19 protein-coding genes are annotated in these 21,147 nt (G+C 37.2%); 7 read left to right on the top strand and 12 right to left on the bottom strand.

All coding sequences use genetic code 11. The features are described from left to right. Positions 1 to 28 precede the first annotated feature (28 nt). Both ACTBZY_RS21390 and ACTBZY_RS21385 read right to left on the bottom strand, forming a co-directional pair. Positions 29 to 379 carry a hypothetical protein gene (locus tag ACTBZY_RS21390; protein WP_463048428.1) on the bottom strand — a complete coding sequence of 117 codons (351 nt, stop codon included), beginning with the start codon at positions 377 to 379 and terminating at the stop codon, positions 29 to 31. Next, on the bottom strand, positions 376 to 2,802 hold the full coding sequence (locus ACTBZY_RS21385; RefSeq protein WP_463048427.1) for a penicillin acylase family protein: 2,427 nt from the start codon (positions 2,800 to 2,802) through the stop codon (positions 376 to 378). Before ACTBZY_RS21385 ends, ACTBZY_RS21390 begins: the two co-directional genes overlap by 4 nt. Positions 2,803 to 2,924: 122 nt before the next feature. On the opposite strand from ACTBZY_RS21385, the gene ACTBZY_RS21380 reads away from it, so the two are divergent. Further along, positions 2,925 to 3,434, top strand: coding sequence for a rhodanese-like domain-containing protein (locus ACTBZY_RS21380; protein ID WP_463048426.1), 510 nt, complete (start codon positions 2,925 to 2,927; stop codon positions 3,432 to 3,434). Between the two features lie 67 nt (positions 3,435 to 3,501). Here ACTBZY_RS21380 and porV read toward each other — a convergent pair whose 3' ends face one another. From porV to ACTBZY_RS21365, 3 genes are read right to left on the bottom strand one after another with little or no spacing between them, the layout of a single operon-like run. Beyond that, positions 3,502 to 4,650, bottom strand: a complete 1,149-nt coding sequence (porV, locus tag ACTBZY_RS21375; protein WP_463048425.1) for a type IX secretion system outer membrane channel protein PorV — start codon at positions 4,648 to 4,650, stop codon at positions 3,502 to 3,504. A 58-nt stretch (positions 4,651 to 4,708) separates the two neighbouring features. Continuing rightward, positions 4,709 to 8,035: a type IX secretion system sortase PorU gene (gene porU / locus ACTBZY_RS21370; RefSeq protein WP_463048424.1), complete on the bottom strand. Its 3,327-nt coding sequence runs from the start codon at positions 8,033 to 8,035 to the stop codon at positions 4,709 to 4,711. A gap of 51 nt (positions 8,036 to 8,086) precedes the next feature. Beyond that, positions 8,087 to 8,833 carry a SprT family zinc-dependent metalloprotease gene (locus tag ACTBZY_RS21365; protein WP_463048423.1) on the bottom strand — a complete coding sequence of 249 codons (747 nt, stop codon included), beginning with the start codon at positions 8,831 to 8,833 and terminating at the stop codon, positions 8,087 to 8,089. A 150-nt stretch (positions 8,834 to 8,983) separates the two neighbouring features. On the opposite strand from ACTBZY_RS21365, the gene cysS reads away from it, so the two are divergent. Next, positions 8,984 to 10,471 carry a cysteine--tRNA ligase gene (cysS, locus tag ACTBZY_RS21360; protein WP_463048422.1) on the top strand — a complete coding sequence of 496 codons (1,488 nt, stop codon included), beginning with the start codon at positions 8,984 to 8,986 and terminating at the stop codon, positions 10,469 to 10,471. A gap of 1 nt (position 10,472) precedes the next feature. Here the strand turns inward: cysS and ACTBZY_RS21355 are convergent, their stop codons facing one another. Then, positions 10,473 to 11,297, bottom strand: a complete 825-nt coding sequence (locus tag ACTBZY_RS21355) for an N-acetylmuramoyl-L-alanine amidase family protein (protein WP_463048421.1) — start codon at positions 11,295 to 11,297, stop codon at positions 10,473 to 10,475. 66 nt (positions 11,298 to 11,363) lie between these two features. Between ACTBZY_RS21355 and ACTBZY_RS21350 the strand changes: the two genes are divergently transcribed. Beyond that, positions 11,364 to 12,386 carry a M28 family peptidase gene (locus ACTBZY_RS21350; RefSeq protein WP_463048420.1) on the top strand — a complete coding sequence of 341 codons (1,023 nt, stop codon included), beginning with the start codon at positions 11,364 to 11,366 and terminating at the stop codon, positions 12,384 to 12,386. A gap of 74 nt (positions 12,387 to 12,460) precedes the next feature. Here the strand turns inward: ACTBZY_RS21350 and ACTBZY_RS21345 are convergent, their stop codons facing one another. Further along, on the bottom strand, positions 12,461 to 13,411 hold the full coding sequence (locus ACTBZY_RS21345; RefSeq protein WP_463048419.1) for a hypothetical protein: 951 nt from the start codon (positions 13,409 to 13,411) through the stop codon (positions 12,461 to 12,463). 245 nt (positions 13,412 to 13,656) lie between these two features. On the opposite strand from ACTBZY_RS21345, the gene ACTBZY_RS21340 reads away from it, so the two are divergent. Next, positions 13,657 to 14,709, top strand: a complete 1,053-nt coding sequence (locus ACTBZY_RS21340; RefSeq protein WP_463048418.1) for a hypothetical protein — start codon at positions 13,657 to 13,659, stop codon at positions 14,707 to 14,709. On the opposite strand, the gene ACTBZY_RS21335 is transcribed toward ACTBZY_RS21340, so the two are convergent. From ACTBZY_RS21335 to ACTBZY_RS21325, 3 genes are read right to left on the bottom strand one after another with little or no spacing between them, the layout of a single operon-like run. After that, a complete protein-coding gene (locus ACTBZY_RS21335; RefSeq protein WP_463048417.1) occupies positions 14,665 to 15,039 on the bottom strand; it encodes a DUF423 domain-containing protein in 375 nt (124 codons plus the stop codon). The two genes, ACTBZY_RS21340 and ACTBZY_RS21335, sit on opposite strands and share 45 nt — an antisense overlap. Continuing rightward, a complete protein-coding gene (locus tag ACTBZY_RS21330) occupies positions 15,036 to 15,692 on the bottom strand; it encodes a YggS family pyridoxal phosphate-dependent enzyme (RefSeq protein WP_463048416.1) in 657 nt (218 codons plus the stop codon). Before ACTBZY_RS21330 ends, ACTBZY_RS21335 begins: the two co-directional genes overlap by 4 nt. Before the next feature lie 2 nt (positions 15,693 to 15,694). After that, on the bottom strand, positions 15,695 to 16,159 hold the full coding sequence (locus ACTBZY_RS21325; protein WP_463048415.1) for a pyrophosphohydrolase domain-containing protein: 465 nt from the start codon (positions 16,157 to 16,159) through the stop codon (positions 15,695 to 15,697). A gap of 124 nt (positions 16,160 to 16,283) precedes the next feature. Between ACTBZY_RS21325 and ACTBZY_RS21320 the strand changes: the two genes are divergently transcribed. The 3 genes from ACTBZY_RS21320 (at position 16,284) to ACTBZY_RS21310 (ending at position 19,459) form a co-directional block, all read left to right on the top strand. Continuing rightward, positions 16,284 to 16,943: a hypothetical protein gene (locus tag ACTBZY_RS21320; protein WP_463048414.1), complete on the top strand. Its 660-nt coding sequence runs from the start codon at positions 16,284 to 16,286 to the stop codon at positions 16,941 to 16,943. 66 nt (positions 16,944 to 17,009) lie between these two features. Continuing rightward, positions 17,010 to 18,119, top strand: coding sequence for a tetratricopeptide repeat protein (locus tag ACTBZY_RS21315; RefSeq protein ID WP_463048413.1), 1,110 nt, complete (start codon positions 17,010 to 17,012; stop codon positions 18,117 to 18,119). 2 nt (positions 18,120 to 18,121) lie between these two features. Beyond that, positions 18,122 to 19,459, top strand: coding sequence for a dihydroorotase (locus ACTBZY_RS21310; RefSeq protein WP_463048412.1), 1,338 nt, complete (start codon positions 18,122 to 18,124; stop codon positions 19,457 to 19,459). A 51-nt stretch (positions 19,460 to 19,510) separates the two neighbouring features. Here ACTBZY_RS21310 and ACTBZY_RS21305 read toward each other — a convergent pair whose 3' ends face one another. Both ACTBZY_RS21305 and ACTBZY_RS21300 read right to left on the bottom strand, forming a co-directional pair. Beyond that, on the bottom strand, positions 19,511 to 19,705 hold the full coding sequence (locus tag ACTBZY_RS21305; RefSeq protein ID WP_463048411.1) for a hypothetical protein: 195 nt from the start codon (positions 19,703 to 19,705) through the stop codon (positions 19,511 to 19,513). 112 nt (positions 19,706 to 19,817) lie between these two features. Next, on the bottom strand, positions 19,818 to 21,047 hold the full coding sequence (locus ACTBZY_RS21300) for a 4-hydroxy-3-methylbut-2-enyl diphosphate reductase (RefSeq protein ID WP_463048410.1): 1,230 nt from the start codon (positions 21,045 to 21,047) through the stop codon (positions 19,818 to 19,820). Positions 21,048 to 21,147: the final 100 nt, after the last annotated feature.

Genomic DNA, 21,147 nt, shown 5'->3' with positions numbered 1-21,147 from the left:
GGAATTAATCTAACAAACAGCTGTTTACTCATATTTTTTTAAGTTTATAGCCAGCTAAACCTGCTATTCCACCCACAATAGAAGCCAATAGGGCAGTAGCGAGAAGAACAATAGAAAGGTTAGCAGCAGTACTAAAACCAGCGGGTGTACTGGTTAAAACTCCCATTATCTTGTTTACAAAATTGATTTCTGATTTAAGGAATATATAAATGATGTAGGTCATCCATAGACTTAAAAGTGCTGCAAATGATTGAGCAAAGGCCTGCTTGGAAGAGGTGGCTTTCCACCGGCATGCAATAAAAGCTATGGGAGCCACAATCCACCAAGGTCCGAAAAAGCTCATTATAGCTCCAACGATTAGAATTATTAGGTATATCATTTTGATGGTTTTAAGGTTTGACTTATAATTATTTTATCAGATTCTTGGCTAGCGTTTTTTAGGAACAGAAGTTCTTTTAATTCTCCTGCCGCCCAAGAATTGACCATGTTATCGTAAAATTTGCTACCAGGGTTTCCGGATTGCCCGCCAGGGTAAACACCATATGCTCTTGGCCATTCTTTGTCCAATTCCACCACCATTCTCCAAGAGGGTCCCCATTTGTCTGTCGTGGCATTTACTATTCTTTTTCCTCCGCCAGCTTCAATATTTAAAGTGCTAAAAGCTTCAAAGGCTGGTATTAAATGTCGGATAGCTGTTTGCTTTACTTTATACCATTCCCATTTGTCGGAGAGTGGTCCGTAGGTTTTATTTAAAGAGTCTATTGTTTCGTTAAAACTTTGACTTACAATGTCGGCTAAGGTCTCTACTTTATTTTTGGTATTGACATCATCAAACCATTTTGAATCAGGGTGATGTAATATGAGATCCAGTGTTTTATCTTCAGAGGGGTACATCAAGTTTTGATTTTCAGGAAATTCATCATCCCAGATTTTCGTCATTAGGACGTTTAACCATGTTTCAAAAATGGAAGCGGCTTTATTGTGAGCATCATTTTGATAATTCCACGATTTTAACAACTTCAAAGCTTCCGTGTTGGAGGTGTTACTGGTTTCCAATATGCTGATAAGCGAAGGTAAAAACCATTTGGCAGCCAAGTTGAAGTTGTCGTTTTGGACACTTCTAAGACTATCTGCAGTTCCGTCTTTCATGGCTTCTAGTCTATTATTGATTTGCTTTCCTCTATAGGGAGGTGCAAAAGTCCAGTCAATGTAATAAGGGTAATCTTTAGGGCTAACAACAGATTGATTGGCAGAACTAACGAAGCCACGTTGTGGGTTTTTAACGTGAGGATTTTGATTGCTAGGAATGTAGTCTTGCCAGTCGTGGTCTGCCCTAGTTCCATCTAAAAGGAATTTACCTTGATCATGCCATTTTAAGGGTAATTTTCCATTTGGCGTAATGGCAATATCATTTTGATTGCTCGCAAAAACGAAGTTCTGTGCAGGAGCCACATAATAGGACAAAGCCTCCATATAGTCTTCATAGTTTTTGGCAGTATTAAGACCTAAGAAACAACTTAAATCTTTTGGCGAGCTATCATGAGTTATCCATTTCATGGCATAGCCTGCAGGAACAGATTTGTTGAAGTTTTTGGAATCATCTTCAAAATAAATCACTGGTCCATGATGTGTTGAAACTACCGTGTCTGAAACTGTTCTACCATCTTTTAAAACGTAAGTTTCAACTCTTTTGATCGTTTTTTTCCATTGGTTATCATGGAAGTATTCGGAATGAGTGTTGTCTTTGAATTTGATTTTATAAAAATCCATAACATCAGGGCCTACATTGGTAACTCCCCAAGCCACGTCTTTATTAAAGCCTATAGTGACACCTGGAGCACCTGGTAAGCAAGAGCCATAAACGTTTACGTTTGGCGAGGTAAGCTGCATTTGATACCATATAGAAGGAAATGAAAGGCCTAGATGTGGGTCGTTAGCCAAAATAGGCAAACCTGTCGCAGATTTTGAGCCCGCTATTGCCCAGTTATTGCTGCCAATTTCTGGTCGCGGGTTTTTAAGGCTCATTGCCACCGTTTTATCTTCTGGAAATGCGGCTATTAAGTCTGGAGTTTCGGGTACTTTTAATGGCTCAAAAAGTAATGGGCTTCCCACTGGAATAATAGGCTCAGCCATGTTAGGGTAGTCAGGGAAAAGCTCATTGACCACATCCATGCCATATTTTTGTGCAAGCTTAGTGAGTCTGAAATCCGTACTTCCACCATTAAGCTGATTTCGCATGTTCATCATCATAAGCATGGTTTTCTTTGGTGACCACGGCTCAGGTTGATAACCCAGGATTTTATATTCGATGGGTAAATCTTTCTCTTTTAGTGTAGCAATGTATGCGTTTACACCATCAGCATATGCTTCTAAAGTCTTTTTTAATTCTGGAACCTCATCTAAACGTTTAATGATCTCTTCTGCGGTCTTGTTCATGCCGCTTCTCCTATTATATTGGTCATATTCTAAAGCTCTTTCTCCTACTACTTCTGTCAAACGACCTGAAGAAACTAAGGTGTAAAACTCCATTTGCCATAACCTGTCTGAAGCTATGGTGTAGCCTTGGGCGTAATAAAGGTCATGATCATTTTTGGCGAAAATGTGTGGTACACGGTTCTCATCAAACTTAATAATGACTTCCTCTTGTAAACCACTTAGGGATAGTGATTCTGGTTTTTTTGAGTTTGTTTCAGCATTTTGCCAGAAACCAGTGAAGGGGCTAAACAATTTACCAATGGCTGGTACGGTTGCGTGGATTTGCCTAGAAGATAGAGTAATGTTACCAAAAGTAACGTCGGCCAAATGGCCTTAAGGATTTTCATAAATATTTCTAAGGGTTAGTTCTGTTGATAATGCAAAATACTAAAAAACAATATATTTGAATCTTTTAATTCTATATACTCGTTTATAAAATAAAAGTTACTTTGAAAAAGATTCTGTTTACCGTTGTACTGACTTTTACGGCATATATTTCTTGTTTAGCTCAGGTAGAGAGTGGAGCCTTTAATCTTCTATTGAAATCCATGCTCCACGAGACCGTGCCTACTATATCTGTAGAAGAATTATCTAAAAGCAAGCCTGCTAAAACGGTGTTCTTGGATGCCAGAGAAAGAGAGGAGTTTAATGTCAGCCATTTAAAAAATGCGAAATGGATTGGCTATGACGATTTTAATATGACTAGAGTTTCTGATGTGGATAAAAACGCCAATATAGTAATCTATTGCTCCATAGGCGTAAGAAGCGAAAAGATAGGCGAGAAATTGCAAGCAGCAGGCTTTAAGAATGTCTCCAATCTATATGGGAGTATTTTTGAATGGGTAAACCAAGGGAACCCCGTTTATGATATGTCAGGTAAAAAAACCTCAAAAGTTCACGCTTATAATAAGAGATGGGGAGTTTGGCTTAATAAGGGTGAGAAAGTATATCATGACTAATGCCTTTTTAGGGCACAAAAAAAGACGAGTGAATTGCTCGTCTTTTTTCATTTAATGCTTTGGATTATTAAAAACTATTGAGAGCGGTAGAAGCTATCTGCTTTTGCGGCAAATCTACGTTTAAAGTTATTCTCCATGTATTGGCCAATGGGTTGCCAGCTTTAGTTGGAATCAGGTAAGCTAAATCTAAACCGTATTGTTCTTTAAGCTTAATTCCTGCACCCATGGTTACGTATTTTCTTCCACCTTTAGATTCTGGTTCAAAAAAGTAACCCGCTCTTACCGCTAAAAGGTTTTGATAAATATATTCAGCACCCAAAGAGGTCGTGATTTCTCTTGATTCCTCTTTGAATCCGCCAGGAGCATCTCCAAAAGACTTAAATAAAGCTTCGATGGTGCCATATTCTGGAAGTGTTCCATCTTCTTGAGGAGTAGGTACTAGTAATTTATTAAAATCTAAAAGGAAGTTAAATTTGTTTTGAGGGTCTGCGTTAAGTGTAAAACAAGTCCCCAATTTCAAGTTCATTGGTAAGAAATACTCTTTGTCGTAACCATAGTTAACTTTACCTCCAACATTGCTAATGTTAAGTCCGAAAGCTATATCTGTCTTTTTCAACTCATCCGTTGGTCTATCTTTGTGATAGTAAAAGCTTAAATCGGCAGCAGCAGATTTTGCTGGTTTACTCGATTGATTATTGATGGCTTGCGTGCCAATCAGGTTAGAGTTGATATACTTTAAGTTAATGCCGGCAGAGAAATCCTGACCCAGTTTCATGGCATAACCTAAAGCTAAAGCCAATTCACGAGATTGGAAGCTTCCTGCATCTGCTCCAGTATTGGTGGTGAATTCTATTAAACCTTGATTGAAATAGGTAAATCCTGCGGTTATAGCTTTACCATCACCAAGGTTTTTGTAACCAGAGGCATTTAAAAGACCCATATCTCCAACCAGATCTCTAAGCCATGGGGCATATGAGAAGTTGACACCAGCACTTTTTTCTATGAACGCCAATTTGGCTGTATTCCAATAAATTGAGTTTACATCTGGGGTTGAAGCTACTCCTGCATCACCTAATGCAGCGGCCTTCGAATCTGGTGAAATAGTTAAAAAAGGAACCGCAGACGATACTATATTGTAATCTTTAGTAAGAGACTGTCCGAAAAGAACAGAAGGGAAAAAACCGACTAAAACAATCGCAATGAAACGATTTTTCATATAAATGTATATTTATTATTAGGCTCAAGCAAGCCCCAAATTTACCACCTTTTTGTTTTTATTTCCAAAAGTAAAACTTACCACCTTTGGAACTCCTGTCATTATTAGATAACTGCGTAGCAATCACCTGATAAAAATACCTACCCGTGACTGTGAAATAGGATTCAAGATTCATACCAAAACTTATTGATGCTTCACAAGAATAACAATCTCTAATCTCTTTTGCCATTAATCGACCAGAAATATCTAAAAAAGAAATTTCGAAACGCAAATCTTCCCCTATCTTATTGTGTTCAACTTTCAGGCTAACAATATCGTTGGCAGGGTTTGGATAAAGCAAATAATGGGTCAAAGTAAGTGATTCTTCATTAATTGTAAAGTTTAACGCCTCTTCTCTGGCGTTATTATAGACGTCTGCCAATTTTAACTTAATGGAGTATTTACCTGCAGGCAATTTAGAAAACATATAAATAATCTCACCATTTTTAGCGTCTTCACTGGCAGAATAATAATCATGAAGTGGTATTTCCAGCGTGTCGTTTAATACCAAAACCATGGCTTTCCCTTGCTGATTATATGAAATGTTAATACCACTTTCATCTGATGCTTTTATGATCAATAATTGCTCTTTATCGAAATAATTCATCTCAAATACTGGAGGGTTGGCGTCGGTTATAATATCTTCTGAAGTACCCCCAATTAGAAAGTTATTAAATCCGCCTATAGCTTCTTTGGTGCTGTCTGAGCTAATGGCGTAAAAGTAAAAATGTCCTTTTTCCAGTTGTTCATTTACACTTTTGGGAATGGAAAATGTACTTTCAAATTTACCATTTATAACCTTCGCTTTTCCTTCAAAGAGTTTGCTCTCAATACTCTTAAAGTTCATAGAGGGGTAGTTATCTGCTCCAATTGTTTTTTTGGTAATGGCTTTGTCATAAAGCGTAATATCCACGGTTCCATTAAAATTATCATCCGCAACCTGCCCTTTCATTGATACTTTTGATAAGCCGTTTATTACAGTGCCTTCAGGGTTTTCTCCATTTATGGAAGTTAATGCTATATTTATTTTAGGATAAACTACGGCCATTGATGGGTCTCCTAGAAGTGAGAAATTGCGATTGACTTCCCCGTCAATAGAATTATTTTTGGTATCCTTAAAAATATCACCGAGTCTGGTTGTTTCGGCGGTGTTTGAGAAAATTCTATTATAAAAAGCCTGATTAATTTTAAAGTTTGTACTGGAAAAAACAGGCCTAGTAGTGGTGAGTAGGGCTATAGCTCCACCATTTGGATTTAAAATGGCAGCCTCTGCACCAGAAACTGCGGCGGGGTTATCATATCTTCCAAATGCACAGGTAGCGGTAAAGAGGATAGGCATTTTGTCTTTATTTCGCCATCTTAAAATTTGGTCTAGCGTAAGTAGTTTTTCATCCGTCCAGCCATCTTCCGAGCCATGTCCGTTATAATTTATAATCAAAGAACCTTCACTTATGGCTTTTTCGAAGGTGCTTTTAGCTAATGGAGAGCGTTCTCCAAGTTCTGTTTTGAGTTGCGGAAATGCATCTAAATAAATTTTGTTTGGTCTAATGGCCGCATTATTCTGAAGTGCTATTTCAGAAAAAGTCTCAGCATCTCTTTGATGTATATTTAAGTCGGCGTCATCGGCCACAAAACTGATTTTTCTTTTCCAGCTTCCTTTGTTGGTGTTATAGTAAATGATTTTATCTACTAAAAGTTTGGCTTCTATACGCTCTTTTACAGGAAGCCTGCCAATAGAAATATCTAGACTGTGATCTCTGTTTGAAGTTGATTTCCATCTTCCATTTAAAGAGTAGCCCTCTGGCCACTCACCTTCATGGTCTTCTAAGAATCCGAAATAATCGTCTGAAGAATAGCTATAAATAGGCTCAAGAGACTCTTTGCTTTCATAGGTGGGAATAAGTCTGTCCTGTTTTACATAGTCTAGATTATTGGAGCCTTTCATATCAAAATTGGTGTCTCCAAAAAGTAAAAGATACTTCAATTTATTGGGGTCTTTAAGCCATAATGACCTAGCAAAATCCCTGATAGCCGTTGGGTCGGTTTTTCCCCCTGAAAACTCATTATAAATGGTTTGAATTTCTACGGATGCCACCTTTAGTTTATCATTTGAGACTCTAAAATCTGCCAGTTCTTTAACTTCTTTTTCGAAATACTTAGGATACACTATCAGTAAGTCAGGTACCTCTAGTTGGGCTAAATTCTGATTTGGAACGGATTCAATTTGAGTGGGGGTAATGAGATTGTCTAAATTAAAAAAGGCAAGCTTGGCAGTTTCTGTTGATTTTTGAAATTGAAACTTAGTGGCATCGCTTGAGTTTAGCTTTTCTGCATTAAAAAGGTCGCTGACATTCCATACAATTTGCTTTGCCGAGTTATGAGGAATATTAAAACTTACACTGTTTTTATGAATCAGGTATGCCTGATGCTGTTTGGGGTAAAACTTGATTTCCCTTTTTAATGACAGGTCGAAGTAATCTAGGTAAACGCCAGAAGAAATATCAAGATCATTTGGGAGCTGGAATGTGTACGACAGCTCTTGATTCTGTGTAAGAAGTACGCCTTGTGCTATTTCGCCCGCTCTGTTATATCTTTTGAAGTAATCGTTCCATCTGTAGTTTATCTTCGGTAATGTTACGTTGACCTTAGCTTCCCCGCCCACTATTATGGCCAACTCGGTATCTTCAAAAGTTTGACCAACAAACTGGAAACCTAAAGAAACTGGTTCTGATTTAAGATATCCTTCCACTTCAAATTTGTATTTCCACTCCGAAAAGAAATATTCGCCAAGCCATTCTCTACCAGAATTAAGTAGGTTGGTATATTCGGGTTCGTAGAATTCAAAATGAGTTAAAGAAGTTATAGGCTCAAAACTCAAGCTTTTAGGTGTATGCGTTTTTATTTTTTTGGATGCTTTACTATCCGTTTTTAGAAAGACAAAGTTTTTATTGGAATAAGGATGTTGTTCATGCACCAATCCTAATTTAAGGCTATCAAAATAAATGTCATCTGGGTTTTCGGCATAGAAAAGGATATAATCCTCTTTATCAAATTTCCCATCGGAATCATTCACAAAAACACTGATTTCTTGTAAATCTTTGGCTCTGGTAGAGCTATTTGGCTGAGGTAAAAGCTTTGTTGTACTTCCAAAAACTTGGATATTATGGGGGTTTAAATTTTGAAGGTTAATACCCGTTTTTTCTAAAAAGCTTTTGTCAATTTTATAAACACCATTTGCTGTAATAGGAATTTTAAACCAAGAACCTTCAGATAAAATGCTGGCTTGTCCAAAGGTATTTTGGAGAGAAAACGTAAAAATGAAGAATAGTAGATATACTTTTTTCAAATTGACACTGAGGTGACTTGTTATTAATAACGCATCGATTTAAAAATCATTCTAAAGCAGTTCGATTTCTGCCATGATGGGTATTGTATATTTCCTTTTAGTAATCACATCTTGGCACAGAATACGAGTTCTGCGTTTTTCAATCTTTTGAAACTTACGTTTTTTGAAAATAAAAGTTTGACCGTCAGGTATATTTTCTAAATATAAGCTATTGGCCTGCCCACCTTCATTAAAAGACTTTAGGGCTTTCATCAGTATAACATCTCTGGTAGATGATGCTGGTGGGTTAATCATGTGTTTGGCCAGAGGTTTCAGTATTTCTAAAGGAAAAACAGATTCATTTAACACGGGAATCATAAGGTGTTGAAAATTCAATTTCCACTCTTTTCCATGAGGTACGGGTTTATTTTTCTGATGTTTAATGGCCACATGTTGGTGAGCCACTTCATGGATATAGGTTATTAGGAAATTATATGGATTTAAATCATGATTTACGGTTATCGTATGGGCATAAAGAGATTTCCTTCTGCTAACAGCTTCCTTATTTAAATCATGATTTACGGTTATCGTATGGTGTCCGTTTTGAAACTTATAATTTCCCAAACAGGTACTACGGGTTTTGGTAATAGAAAAAGAAAAAGGATTATCCTCCCAAAGTTGGGTGCAGTATTCGAGAGCATCTGCGGGTATTTTGGGTTGTAAGACCTCTTTAAAAACGGCTCTTGTTAAAACAGGTTTCACCTTCTTTTTCACAAGCTTAGAATGTACTAAAGGCTTAAGTTTTTTGAAGTCAAACATTATTTGATGCAATGTTGTTAGTAAAGGAGATGTCTCCTAACGGAATTTTCGTAAACCCAAATTTAAGAAGTCCATTTTGGATTGTTTGCTTTTTGAGGGAGTTCGTTAATGCCAAATCAATTAGATTTGTGCGGAATTTAAAAAGACTTAATGAGAGAGCTGAAGATTTTCAATACGCTGAATAGGAAAAAAGAAGTTTTTACGCCTTTAACGGAAGGTTACGTGGGAATGTATGTTTGCGGCCCCACGGTTTATAGCAATGCTCACTTGGGCAATGTCCGTACTTTTCTGACTTTTGATGTCCTTTTTAGGTATCTCAAAAATATAGGTTACAAAGTAAGGTACGTCAGAAACATCACAGATGTAGGACATTTGGTAGGAGATGGAGACGAGGGCGAAGACAAAATTGGTAAAATGGCTAAGCTAGAGCAGCTAGAGCCTATGGAAGTGGTGCAGCGATATACCAACGATTTTCATGACGTATTAAAGCAGTTTAATTTCCTTCCACCAAGTGTGGAGCCTACGGCAACTGGGCATTTAATAGAGCAGATTGAAGCCGTCAAAGATTTAATAGGAAAAGGTTTGGCCTATGAGTCAAACGGTTCTGTTTACTTCGATATCAATAAATACAATGAGCAGGGCGGTAATTATGGTAAGCTTTCTGGAAGAATTCTGGAAGATTTACTAAATGAAACCAGAGTTTTGGACGGTCAGTCTGAAAAAAGGAATCCATTAGATTTTGCTATCTGGAAGAATGCCTCTCCTGAGCATATTATGCAATGGCCTAGTCCTTGGGGAATGGGCTTTCCAGGTTGGCACCTAGAGTGTAGCTGCATGAGTGCCAAGTATTTAGGGGATCAGTTTGATATTCATGGAGGTGGAATGGATTTGAAATTCCCACATCATGAGTGTGAGATAGCTCAAGGAACTAGCCTTACAGGTCAAGAGCCAGTGCGATACTGGATGCATACCAATATGCTTACGGTCAATGGTCAAAAGATGTCAAAGTCTTTAGGCAATAGCTTTTTGCCAGCTCAGCTTTTTACGGGAGATCATGAATTATTAGACCAAGCCTACAGTCCAATGACAGTGAGGTTCTTCATGTTGCAGTCGCAGTACAGAAGTACTTTAGATTTCTCTAACGATGCCTTAAAGGGCTCTCAGAAAGCATTTAGAAGGTTATTGAATGGCCTTATAATAGTGAAGTCTTTAGGTTATGAAACTGCCGATGTGGAGGTTGATTTAAAAAAGAAAGGCATTGTAGATGAGGCCATTGAAGGATTTTACACGGCCTTAGGAGACGATTTGAACACAGCCGTTGGCATAGCACACTTGTTTACCATGTTGAAGTATATCAACATGATGTATATGAAACAGCTGTCATCTGCAGAGTTAGGAGAAGAAACGTTTAATAGTTTAAAAGAAAATTACATTCGCTTTTTTGAAGATATCCTTGGTTTGTCGGAAGAAGAGAATGGAACTGATACTTCGGTTTTAAATGGCATGTTAGAGCTCTATAAAGAATATAAAGCCAATAGACAGTTTGATAAAGTAGACCAAATCAGGGCCTACTTTAAAGATAATGGCATGGTTATTAAAGACTTAAAGCATCGAATTGATTGGGCTTGGGAAGAGTAATTTACTCTTCCTTTTTAATACCTTCAGAAACCCAGTTGGCTATGGCTTGTCTGTTATTAGGAATTAACAATCTTCTTTGATCAAACTCATTAGCGATATTTCCAAGTTCAATGTAGACCGCAGTAGGTTTGGTTTCATTTAGCATCCATAGACCGCGAGATTTTACCACACCTTCATAGCCACGGCCATTTTGATGTTCGTCATATTTGTCTTTAACGGTATTATAAATGGAGTGTGCTAGTGATCTTCCTGAGCTACTAAATTCATTGTAGTAGAAGAAAACATCCACTTTTTTGTGTTCGTATCTTGAGTCAACATGCGTAATAATGGTACGTTGTGTTTTAAAACCTTTGGCTTTGTTTTGTTCATAAAGCTGATTGATTATATCTGTTCGCTGACGTAATCTGGCCTTTTGGTTAAGTGGCATACTAGCACCACCCCAAACCGTTTCATCTTTATCTGGAGCAAGAATTTTTTCGTCTCTGATGCCATCGTTTTCGTCACGGGTAATCATATAGACTCTGGCACCGTTGCTTATTAAGTTTCTTGCCAGCCTTAGACTGACGTCATAGGCGTATTCATCTTCGCAGAGCCAGTCGTTTCCCATTTGAAACATGGCACCTGGGTCTGGCCCTCCATGTCCGCTTACGATATAGTAAACATGTTCTTTTAATGTATTATCGTAAATGGGTGTTTTAGCATAATCTTTGCCAAAAATAGAATAATTGACATATCTAATGGCTGACTTTTCATTAGGTTTGTCATTGAAAGAAGTTAGAAGGAAAAGGCATGATATGACCACAGAAGCGGCTATTGTCTTTCTCATTTTGTACATGTTTTATTAGAAAAGCTAGTCCGTAAAGGACTTTATATTGTTATCAAAGTTAAATAGATGAAGTCAACAATCAAAATTTTAGGTTTTATTCTCTCTGTTTCTTTTTTATCAGGATGTAGGTCTGATAGCTCGGAATCGTCCGGTAATCAAGAATTTGAAGCGACTAAGCCAAGCGTTTTAGCTCCTGATTTTAATTCCAAAGGAGCTTATGAAAAAGTAGAAAAACAACTGTCGTTTGGCGTACGACTTCCAAATACCGATGGTCATAAAAAATGTGGCGACTGGATAGTGGAAACCATGGAAGGTTATGGGCTTTTGGTGGAGCAGCAGGAGTTTCAAGCTTATTCCTTTAAGGGTAAAAGCCTTTCTGCAAGAAATATTATAGCCTCTTATAATCCGGAAGCCACAAAAAGAATTCTCTTAGCGGCACATTGGGATACCAGAGAAGTGGCAGACCAAGATGAGGCAAGAAAAGAAGAGCCAATACTTGGAGCCAATGACGGAGCCAGCGGTGTGGCGGTTTTAATGCAAATAGCGGAAAGTATAGCTCAGGCCATAGAAAAGCCAAATGTTGGTATTGACTTTATATTTTTTGATGCGGAGGATGGCGGAAAGCCAGATTCATTTCCGGGTAATGCTTTAAATGATTATGGCGGGTATTTGATGGGTTCGGAGTATTGGGCTAAAAATCCTCATAAAGAAAACTACACTGCTTTCTATGGCGTCTTATTGGATATGGTGGGGGCTAAAGGGGCTACGTTCTATAAAGACAAGGTTTCTATGCAGGTGGCACCTTCTGTGGTGAATAAAGTTTGGAATATAGCCAGTGCCAAAGGTTTTAGTTCCTTTTTTCTTTCCCCTATTGGCGGAGACATTTTAGATGATCATATCCCCGTGATACAACATCGAAAAATACCGATGATTGATATCATTGACCAAAAAATAGGTGGCAATCAAACTTTCTTTGACCATTGGCATACCCACAATGATAACTTAGAAGCTATTGACGTCAATACGCTAGAAGCAGTAGGTGAAACTGTTCTCCAAATGCTTTATGAAGAAAACGGCATTGTGCAGTAGGTTACGCATGATAGAAGGCATAAAAAAAGGGTTTCTCGTTTGAGAAACCCTTTTTTTTAATTCCGTTCGGAAGATTATTTGATGTCAAAAGTTGTTTGACCGATTCTATAACCTTCAGAAAATAATTCTACCGTATATTTTCCAGACTCATAAGAAGCTCCTCTGTCATAAATGAAGTCAACAGTTTGACCGTCATTTGTGAACATTACCGTTTGTTTAGCGGTATAAACCGTTTCTTTACCAGCGAAACTGAAAGTTCCAGAACCTGTTGCCATATCAGAAATTACAGCACCTTTAGGATCCATTATTCTAATCAGTATGGTTTTGTTTTCTTTACGAGTAAGTGGGTTTTCAGCAAGTTTGAAAGCAATTTTTACTTTATCAACACGCTTAGACTTAAACTCTGCACCATCTCTTTCTCTACCTCTTGAGTTGATAGCAGAAACTGCATAATTCATTGGTCTTAAGGTAGAAGCTAGAGAGACCTTCTCGCTAAGCTCCGAATTTTTAACACTTACAGAGTAAACAGAATCCGTAAGAGCGGCTTTTGTGTTTTCAAGAGCAGTATTTGTTTGAATAAGCTCTGTTTTTTCGCTGATTAAAGTTTCGTTTTTATTAGTTAAGATCATGTTAGCCTCTCTAAGTTTGGCTATTTCATTATCTTTTTGACTAAGCACCATCTCATAATTAGAGATTTTAGTTTGATAGTCTTTAAGACTTACATTCTTAGAATAAATAAGATTCTTTTTATCTTTTTCTAATTGAGCTTTAAGAACCTGAAGCTCTTCTACTTGACCACCAAGTGCAGAGATTTCTGCAATTTTGCTATCCAGCTGAGTGCCTATCGAGTCAAGTTTAGAACTCGCTAACATAAGATCCCTATTAACCTGACTAACCTCTACGGTTTTGTTATCTACTTTTTGACGTTCCTGATAATAAAGATAACCAAGGATCGCAGCTAAAGCTATGGCAATAATTAAACCTGCTTTTAAGCCTGAATTGTTGTTTCTTTCTGAATGTTCCATTTTGAAATGTTTTAGTCAATTTTATATTTTAGGGAAAAAGGAATGCAAAGATACGTTTTTATTCGCTCTTATTAGGGCTAAGTGCCTTAGTTATTGATGAATGATACATATATTAAACATTGCAAATCGCTTTAATACGCCTCATGGAGGTGCAATTTCAATACATTAACTGTACTTTGTCAAAGTTATTATATAAGGCTGCAAAATTTTAAGAAAAATTTAAGAAAAACTAAAACTGACTATTTATGGCTCTTATTTCAAAGAAAAAAATTCCATATAAGATAAATGCCTCATTGAGGTCATATTTACAGAAATATGGAAGAGAGAGAGAAATTCCATTAAAGTACAGTGATTTGCTACGCATCGACAATAGGATACCGTTGATGGATAAAAACAATAATGATACACTGTGGGAAACGGTATTTTATTCGCAGTCAGATCTTAAGGAGATTTATGAAAACCTTAAAGTTATTTATGCCGATTTAAAAACCGATGGCGATGAAGCCGTCATTCAACATTTAGTGGTAGATAGGGTAGACACTTGTACCTATGCCAACACCTCACCTTTTAGAGTAAGAATAATTAATAAGGTTAATGATAATTACGACTATTTCTATATTAAAAATGCAGATTCTTCAAGAGTATATGGTTTAGAACTGGAGCACCTATTGTCTCCAAATGTACTGAGTTACATTACCAATAAAGATACTCTGGTAGAAGAGCACATTGCAGGTATACCAGGAGATATATTCATGGAGTATCATTTAAATGATCTTAATCTAAATCCTATTAGACTGGCAAAAGAGTTTATTAAATTCAATGAACGATGCTTCGCAAGGCTTTTGGGTGATATGCATTCCGCTAACTTTGTGGTTATTATCACCCCCGACTTTGAGGATTTTCATTACCGAATAAGGGCAATAGATTTTGACCAGCAATCTTATGAAGGAAACAAGTCGGTTTATATGCCTCAATATTTCAAAGAGAATAATGCCATTATTGAGTTAGGAATAAAATATATGACACCGGAGTCTGTTAAACAGTATCAGAAAGAGGAAAGAACGCTGATAGGTAACAGAATAAAATCTGAAAAAGAGAGGTTGAATAACCTCATGGAGGTGATGAGAGAAGATAATAATTACTTACCTCAAAATTTAGAAAGGCTAAAATCGGACTTGAATGAGCATCACAGAACGAAGGATTTCAATGCTTGTAAAAGCATGGCAGACGTTCTGGAGCTTAACCTTACAAGGCTAAGTCTTTTTGACAAAGGAAAGTATAAGGAAGACCCAGCCTAATAACAGTAGCGTGCCGCCTATGGGAGCCACCGCTCCAAAAGTTTTAATACCCGTAAAGCAAATAAGGTATAAAGAACCCGAAAATATTACGGTTCCAGCAATGAAAGTATTACCGGCATATTTATTCCATTTGTTCGGGAAATCTTTCGCTAAAATACCTGTCATTAATAGAGCTATAGCATGGTAAAATTGGTATTTCACGGCAGTTTCATAGGTGTCTAAATTACCTGCATTAATCAACATTTCCTTTAAAGCATGAGCTCCAAAGGCACCAAGTGCCACCCCAAGAACACCGAAAGCACTACCAGAAATTAAAAAATACTTTTTCATAATCTATTTCCGAAAATTGAACTACCCACTCTAATCATTGTACTTCCATTATCTATGGCCTCTGGCCAATCTCCACTCATCCCCATAGACAATTCTTTCAAAGAGAGAGCTGGTGCTTTTTGATTTATCCTTTCAAATAGCTGCTGTAGGTTTTTAAACTCTTTCACCACTTCTTCTTTATCGCTTGTAAAAGTACTCATGCCCATCAGGCCAATGATCCGCACATTTTGATATTGGCTAAAATCCGCTTCAATGGCACTCATAATTTCTTCTTCGTCAAAACCTGTTTTAGTCTCTTCTTGAGCGATATGAATTTGCAAAAGACAGTTTATGATTCTATCGCTTTTCTGAGCTTGCTTATTGATTTCCTTGAGCAGTTTTATGGAGTCTACAGAATGTATGAGGCTAACAAACGGAGCGATGTATTTGACTTTATTAGTTTGCAAGTGGCCTATCATGTGCCACTGGATGTCTTTGGGTAGATTTTGGTATTTATCTACCAACTCTTGAACGTAGTTTTCTCCAAAGTCTCTTATTCCCGCTTCGTAAGCTTCTAATATTTTTTCTTCTGACTGTCTTTTAGAAACGGCGATAAGTTTGCAATGCCCTATTTTGTCCTGAATTTCTTTAATGTTGGATTGGATAGTATTCATAATTACCCCAGAATGCTTTTTAGGTCGGCAGGAGAATAATTAACACTTTTAAGGGTCTTATGGTCTCCTTCACGAAACACTAAAAACTTATCTCCGTCTTTTTTGAAATAGCTATCTGTCCCCTTCTCCTTGTAATGAGCAATGGTAGCAAGAGCTTCTTCCTCTGTGGCACATGCCTTACTCATATTGGAACGTTGGACTTCGTCAAATAAGGCCGTGAATTTCTCGCCAAGACCGAACTCTAAAATGGCTCCAGATAGAACATATTGAATGTCACAAAGTGCATCTGCCACTTCCACAAGATCGTTATTAGCAATGGCTTCCTTTAATTCATTTAGCTCTTCTGAAATTAATTCAACCCTTAAATCACATCTTTTTTGAGATGGGATTTGCGGTTTTTCAACTATTGGATGTTGGAAAGTTTTATGAAATTCAGCGACCTGAGAAAGGGAATTGGGTGATTGCATTATTTAAAAGATTAATTAAGATGCCGTAAAATAAATTATCGAGTCTTGTAGTTTGCAAAGTTCTTATAAATCGAGTAATATTGCTAAGAAAACTTGAAGTCAATTAAATCTTAAACTTAAAATTATGAACAAAATAGTTAGGCTTATTAGCGTACTAGCCTTAGCTTCCACAGTAGCTTTCGTATCATGTAAAGGAGACACAGGAGACACTGGCCCTATTGGTCCTGCAGGTCCTACTGGAGCCGCTGGAACAAACGGAACAAATGGTACTAACGGAACCGCTGGAACAAATGGTACTAATGGAACAAATGGAACAAATGGAACAAATGGTAATGCAAATGTTAAGAGCTTTGTTAAAACCGTAGCCGTTGCTGATTGGGGAAATGTTGAACGTGCTGGTATAGGTACTAACACTACAAGTACTTGGGGTGGAGCTGCTGTTCCAAATGCTACTATCACTGCCGATAAATCTGTTTTGGCATATCTTGTAACAGGTGATGAGAAAATAAAATTACCAATCTCTTTTTCTAAGGAAATAGATGGTTCTGTAGAGTCTTTAGAATACTCTTACAAAACTGGTCAAGCAAACTTATATTATAAGAGCCAAACTGCTCTTTTTGGTGGTAGCACTTCTTACAAACCTCAATTTGCATTAACTGTTAAGTTTGTGGTTGTAGAAGAAACTGAAGCGATCGCTCTTAAAGCTGCTGGAGTTTCTTTAGAAGACTATAACGCTGTTATGAATTATCTTGGTAAGTCGGTACAACTACCTACTCAACTATAAAATATATCATCTCTTTTTTGATAGCCTTTTCAGTTTACTGGAAAGGCTATTTTTATATATAGTAATTTGAAAAAAGTAATATTTTTTTTAAGTATTTTATTCTCGGGAATTGCTAATGCTCAATTCTCGGAAGATACTAAAAGTAAAGAGATAACGATCGCGGGCTTAGATAAGCTATATAATTTAGAATTTAGAGAGGCGGAGGCTATTTTTAAACCAGTTTATCTAAAGTACGATAATCACCCAGTGGGTTATTTATTGAAGGCATTAATGCTTCAATATGAATATGGACCAATTGAGCGTAATCAAGTGAGGTTTTCGGAATATTTACGTCATTTGGAGTCTTGCGAGCGGTTGGCTAAAGAAATGTATGTTGATAAAAAGTACAGGGTAGACGCTACATTTTATCTTTTGGCAACGCAGGGTTATATAAGTCGAGCTTATCATGATAGAAAGGATTATCTTAAGGCAGGATTTGAGGCTAAAAAAGCATATGGATATCTAAAAGAGGGTTTAGGGTTGGCACAGAAAAATGCCGAGTTTTATTTTACGAATGGCCTTTACAAATATTATAGAGTTCAGTATCCAGAAACTCATCCGAGTATAAAACCTATTATATACTTTTTTGCTGAAGGTAATAAAACGCAAGGACTCTCTGATTTAAGAAAGGCCGTAAATGGTGCTGTTTTTACACAGACAGAAGCAGCATTCACTCTGGCAAGTATTTGTCTAAAATATGAAAATAGAGCATCAGAAGCAGAAAGTCTAACAAAGAAATTAAGCTTAAAGTATCCTCAAAACCCTGATTTTCTTCTAAAATATACAGAAGCGTTGCTTGCCAATGGAGAGACAAATGTGGCAGCGGAGAAAATTAAGACCTTAAAAACATTCAAAGGAGCCGATTATCAGATAGCGTCTTTGGTTTTTAGTGCAGAAATTGATTTATTGTCAGAGAAGAGAGCGTTAGCTTTGCCTAAGCTTTTAAAAGCAATGGAGATACGGGAAGACGGGAGAGAGACTTCAGATTTGAAAAGTATGGCTTTATTAGGCTTGGGTAATATTTATCTTGCAAATGGTCAAAACGAATTAGCTAAAGCGTATTTTAGAAAGTGTTTGGAAATAGCCGAGTATACTGAGGTTAGGAGAAAGGCTTATTTAGGGTTGAAAAAAGTATAATTATGCAAACGATATTAATTAAGAACGGTAAACTGGTCAATGAAGGTAGCATCGTAGAGGCCGACTTGTTGATTAAAGCAGGAAGAATTGAGAGAATAGCAGCGGAAATTTCTTCAGAAGGAGTGGATAGGATAATTGATGCCAAGGGCCAATATGTGCTTCCCGGTGTTATAGATGATCAGGTTCATTTTAGGGAGCCTGGTTTGACACAAAAGGCCAATATTTATACGGAGGCTAGAGCGGCTGTGGCAGGTGGAACGACCAGTTTTATGGAGATGCCTAATACTGTTCCCAATGCACTAACGCAAGAGCTCCTTCAAGAAAAGTATGACATTGCAGAAAATGGTTCGTTGGCCAATTATTCATTTTATATGGGTGCCTCTAATGATAACTATGAGGAGGTCATGAAAACAGATATGAGTAATATCTGTGGTTTGAAAATCTTTATGGGAAGTTCTACAGGAAATATGCTTGTGGATAACGAGAACACGCTTTCTAAGGTGTTTTCCAATTTTCCATCGTTAATAGCTACGCATTGTGAAGATGAGGCTACCGTGAAGGCTAATTTTGAACGTTATAAGGAAATGTATCTTAATAAGGAAGTGCCTTATGACATACATGCCTTAATTAGAAATGAAGAAGGATGTTATAAGTCTTCTTCTATGGCGGTGGACTTGGCTAAAAAACATGGTACTAGGCTTCATATTTTACATATTTCATCTTCCGAGGAAATTGAGCTTTTCCGAAATGATATCCCATTAGCAGATAAAAAAATTACGGCGGAGGTTTGTGTTCATCACCTTTGGTTTGATGCTGAAGATTACAAAGAAATGGGTACTAAGATAAAGTGTAATCCAGCGATAAAACATGATCACCGAGACAAACTATTTCAAGCTCTTTTGGATGACAGGTTTGATGTTATTGCCACTGATCATGCACCACACCAATGGGAGGAAAAGCAGCAAGGCTATTGGGCTGCACCGTCAGGTCTTCCATTAGTACAGCATAGTTTACAGGCGATGTTAGACTTTAGTGCTAAAGGTAAGATTAGCATTGAAAGAGTGGTCGAGAAAATGAGTCACGCTCCAGCCATTTGTTTTGAGATAAAGGAAAGGGGGTATTTACGCGAAGGGTATTGGGCTGATATTGCAATTGTAGATTTGGATAGGTCTTCAAAAGTTACCAAGGAGGGACTGTTTTATAAATGTGGATGGTCGCCTTTTGAAGGGCATACATTTAAATCTAGTGTAACGCATACCATCGTCTCAGGTCATTTGGCCTATTCGCAAGGAGCGTTTTTTGAAGAGAAGAAAGGAGAAAGGTTATTGTTTAATAGATAAAAAAAGGCCCTTCGTATGTTGGTAGTACACTACCACGTCGAAGGGCTTTCTTTACGCGAATTGGGGTCTTCTAAAAATTCTATTAAGAAGAGTTTTGTATGCGGTGCCATATTCATTATAGCACCATTCCTTCAAGAGATTAATTTCTGTAGGAACCAATTGCTTCATTCCTTTAATTAACTCTTTTTCAAATAACTTACGGTCAAAACTTACCTTCTCCAATATCATTTTTATGTATTCTAACATGGACATAAGGATTAAAGGTTTTAGGTTAACACTCCAATATCTTTTTATAAACTGTACGATAAATATATAATATTTAAGCCGAAATAGCAAATTGATCTTGAGCTTAAAGGTATTAGAAACTTATCCGCTTAATAACGTTTTCGATATTTAATGTATTGTCGAAATAGGACACTATTCTTAATAATACTTCTTCCATGACCGCATCTGGGCATGAAGCACCACAGGTTAAAAGAATTTTGACTTTGTCTTTTTTAGGTATATAAGATTCAGACGAAACGATTTGCTTTGTATGGAGTTCGAAGTGACTTATACTTTCTTTTGATAAGAGACTTTTGGCAGATTGAATATAGTAAGTCTTGTGTTTGCTTTCGCAGAGTTCCACTAAGTGAGAAGTATTACTGCTGTTGTATCCACCCACTACAATAGCCAGGTCTGCCTGCTCTTCTATTAAGGCATAGGTGGCGTCTTGGTTGTCATTGGTGGCATAGCACAAGGTGTCTCGCGTGTTTGCAAAATGTTCGGCTTCCTTTGCTGGAGTTAGATTTAAATGACTAATCAGCGTCTGTTTTAGGTATTCCGAAATTTCCTGTGTTTCGGAGGCAAGCATAGTAGTCTGGTTTACTACGCCAATCTTTTGTAAGTGTTTAGTAGGGTCAAAACCCTCGGAATATTGATGTTCGAAATCGTCATAAAAATTCTTAAAATCAGATTCACCTGTAATATATTTGGCCAGTTTCTGGGCTTCTTTAATATCCTTGATCACCAGTGTAGGTGTTTTAGCTACACTATGAGAAAATGTAGCTCTGGTCTCTTCGTGTTTTGGTTTACCATGAACAATAACGGTATATCCCCTTTCTCCAATCTGGCTAGCTCTGTTCCAAACTTTCTCTACAAATGGGCAAGTGGTGTCAAAAGCGTAAGGGTCTATTCCTAGGTTATTTAATTTCTCCTGAATCTCTAGCGTGGTTCCAAAAGCAGGTACTACTACAATATCTTCGGAGGTTAATTCTGACCAATCCACTAGCATTTCTCCATGGGTGTTCATAAGAAACTTTACACCTCTCGATAATAAATCTTGATTCACATCAGGATTATGTATCATTTCACTCAACAGAAATATTCTTTCGTCTGGGTGTTTTTCCAAGGTTTTGTAGGCGATCTCTACGGCGTTTTCAACGCCGTAACAAAAACCAAAATGACGAGCAATGAGAATTTCAACAGGACCAAAGTCTAGATGACTTGGAGAAAAGTCTTTTTTTAATTTATCCTTGGAGCGTCTAAGTTCTTTAATAGAACCAATGATATTGCTTTTGTAAATTTCGGGGATGTCAAACTTCTTCATAATTAGGTCTAGTTACGTTTGCGAGAAGAACTTAGGTTCATTTGAACTAGAATTACAAAAGTACTATTTCTGAAAAGGAGACTTTCATAAAATTCTCTTT

The sequence above is a fragment of the Arcticibacterium sp. genome (genome assembly GCF_055134445.1).
Note: the sequence above shows the minus strand (reverse complement) of the source record. Positions and strands in the feature narration are given on the sequence as shown.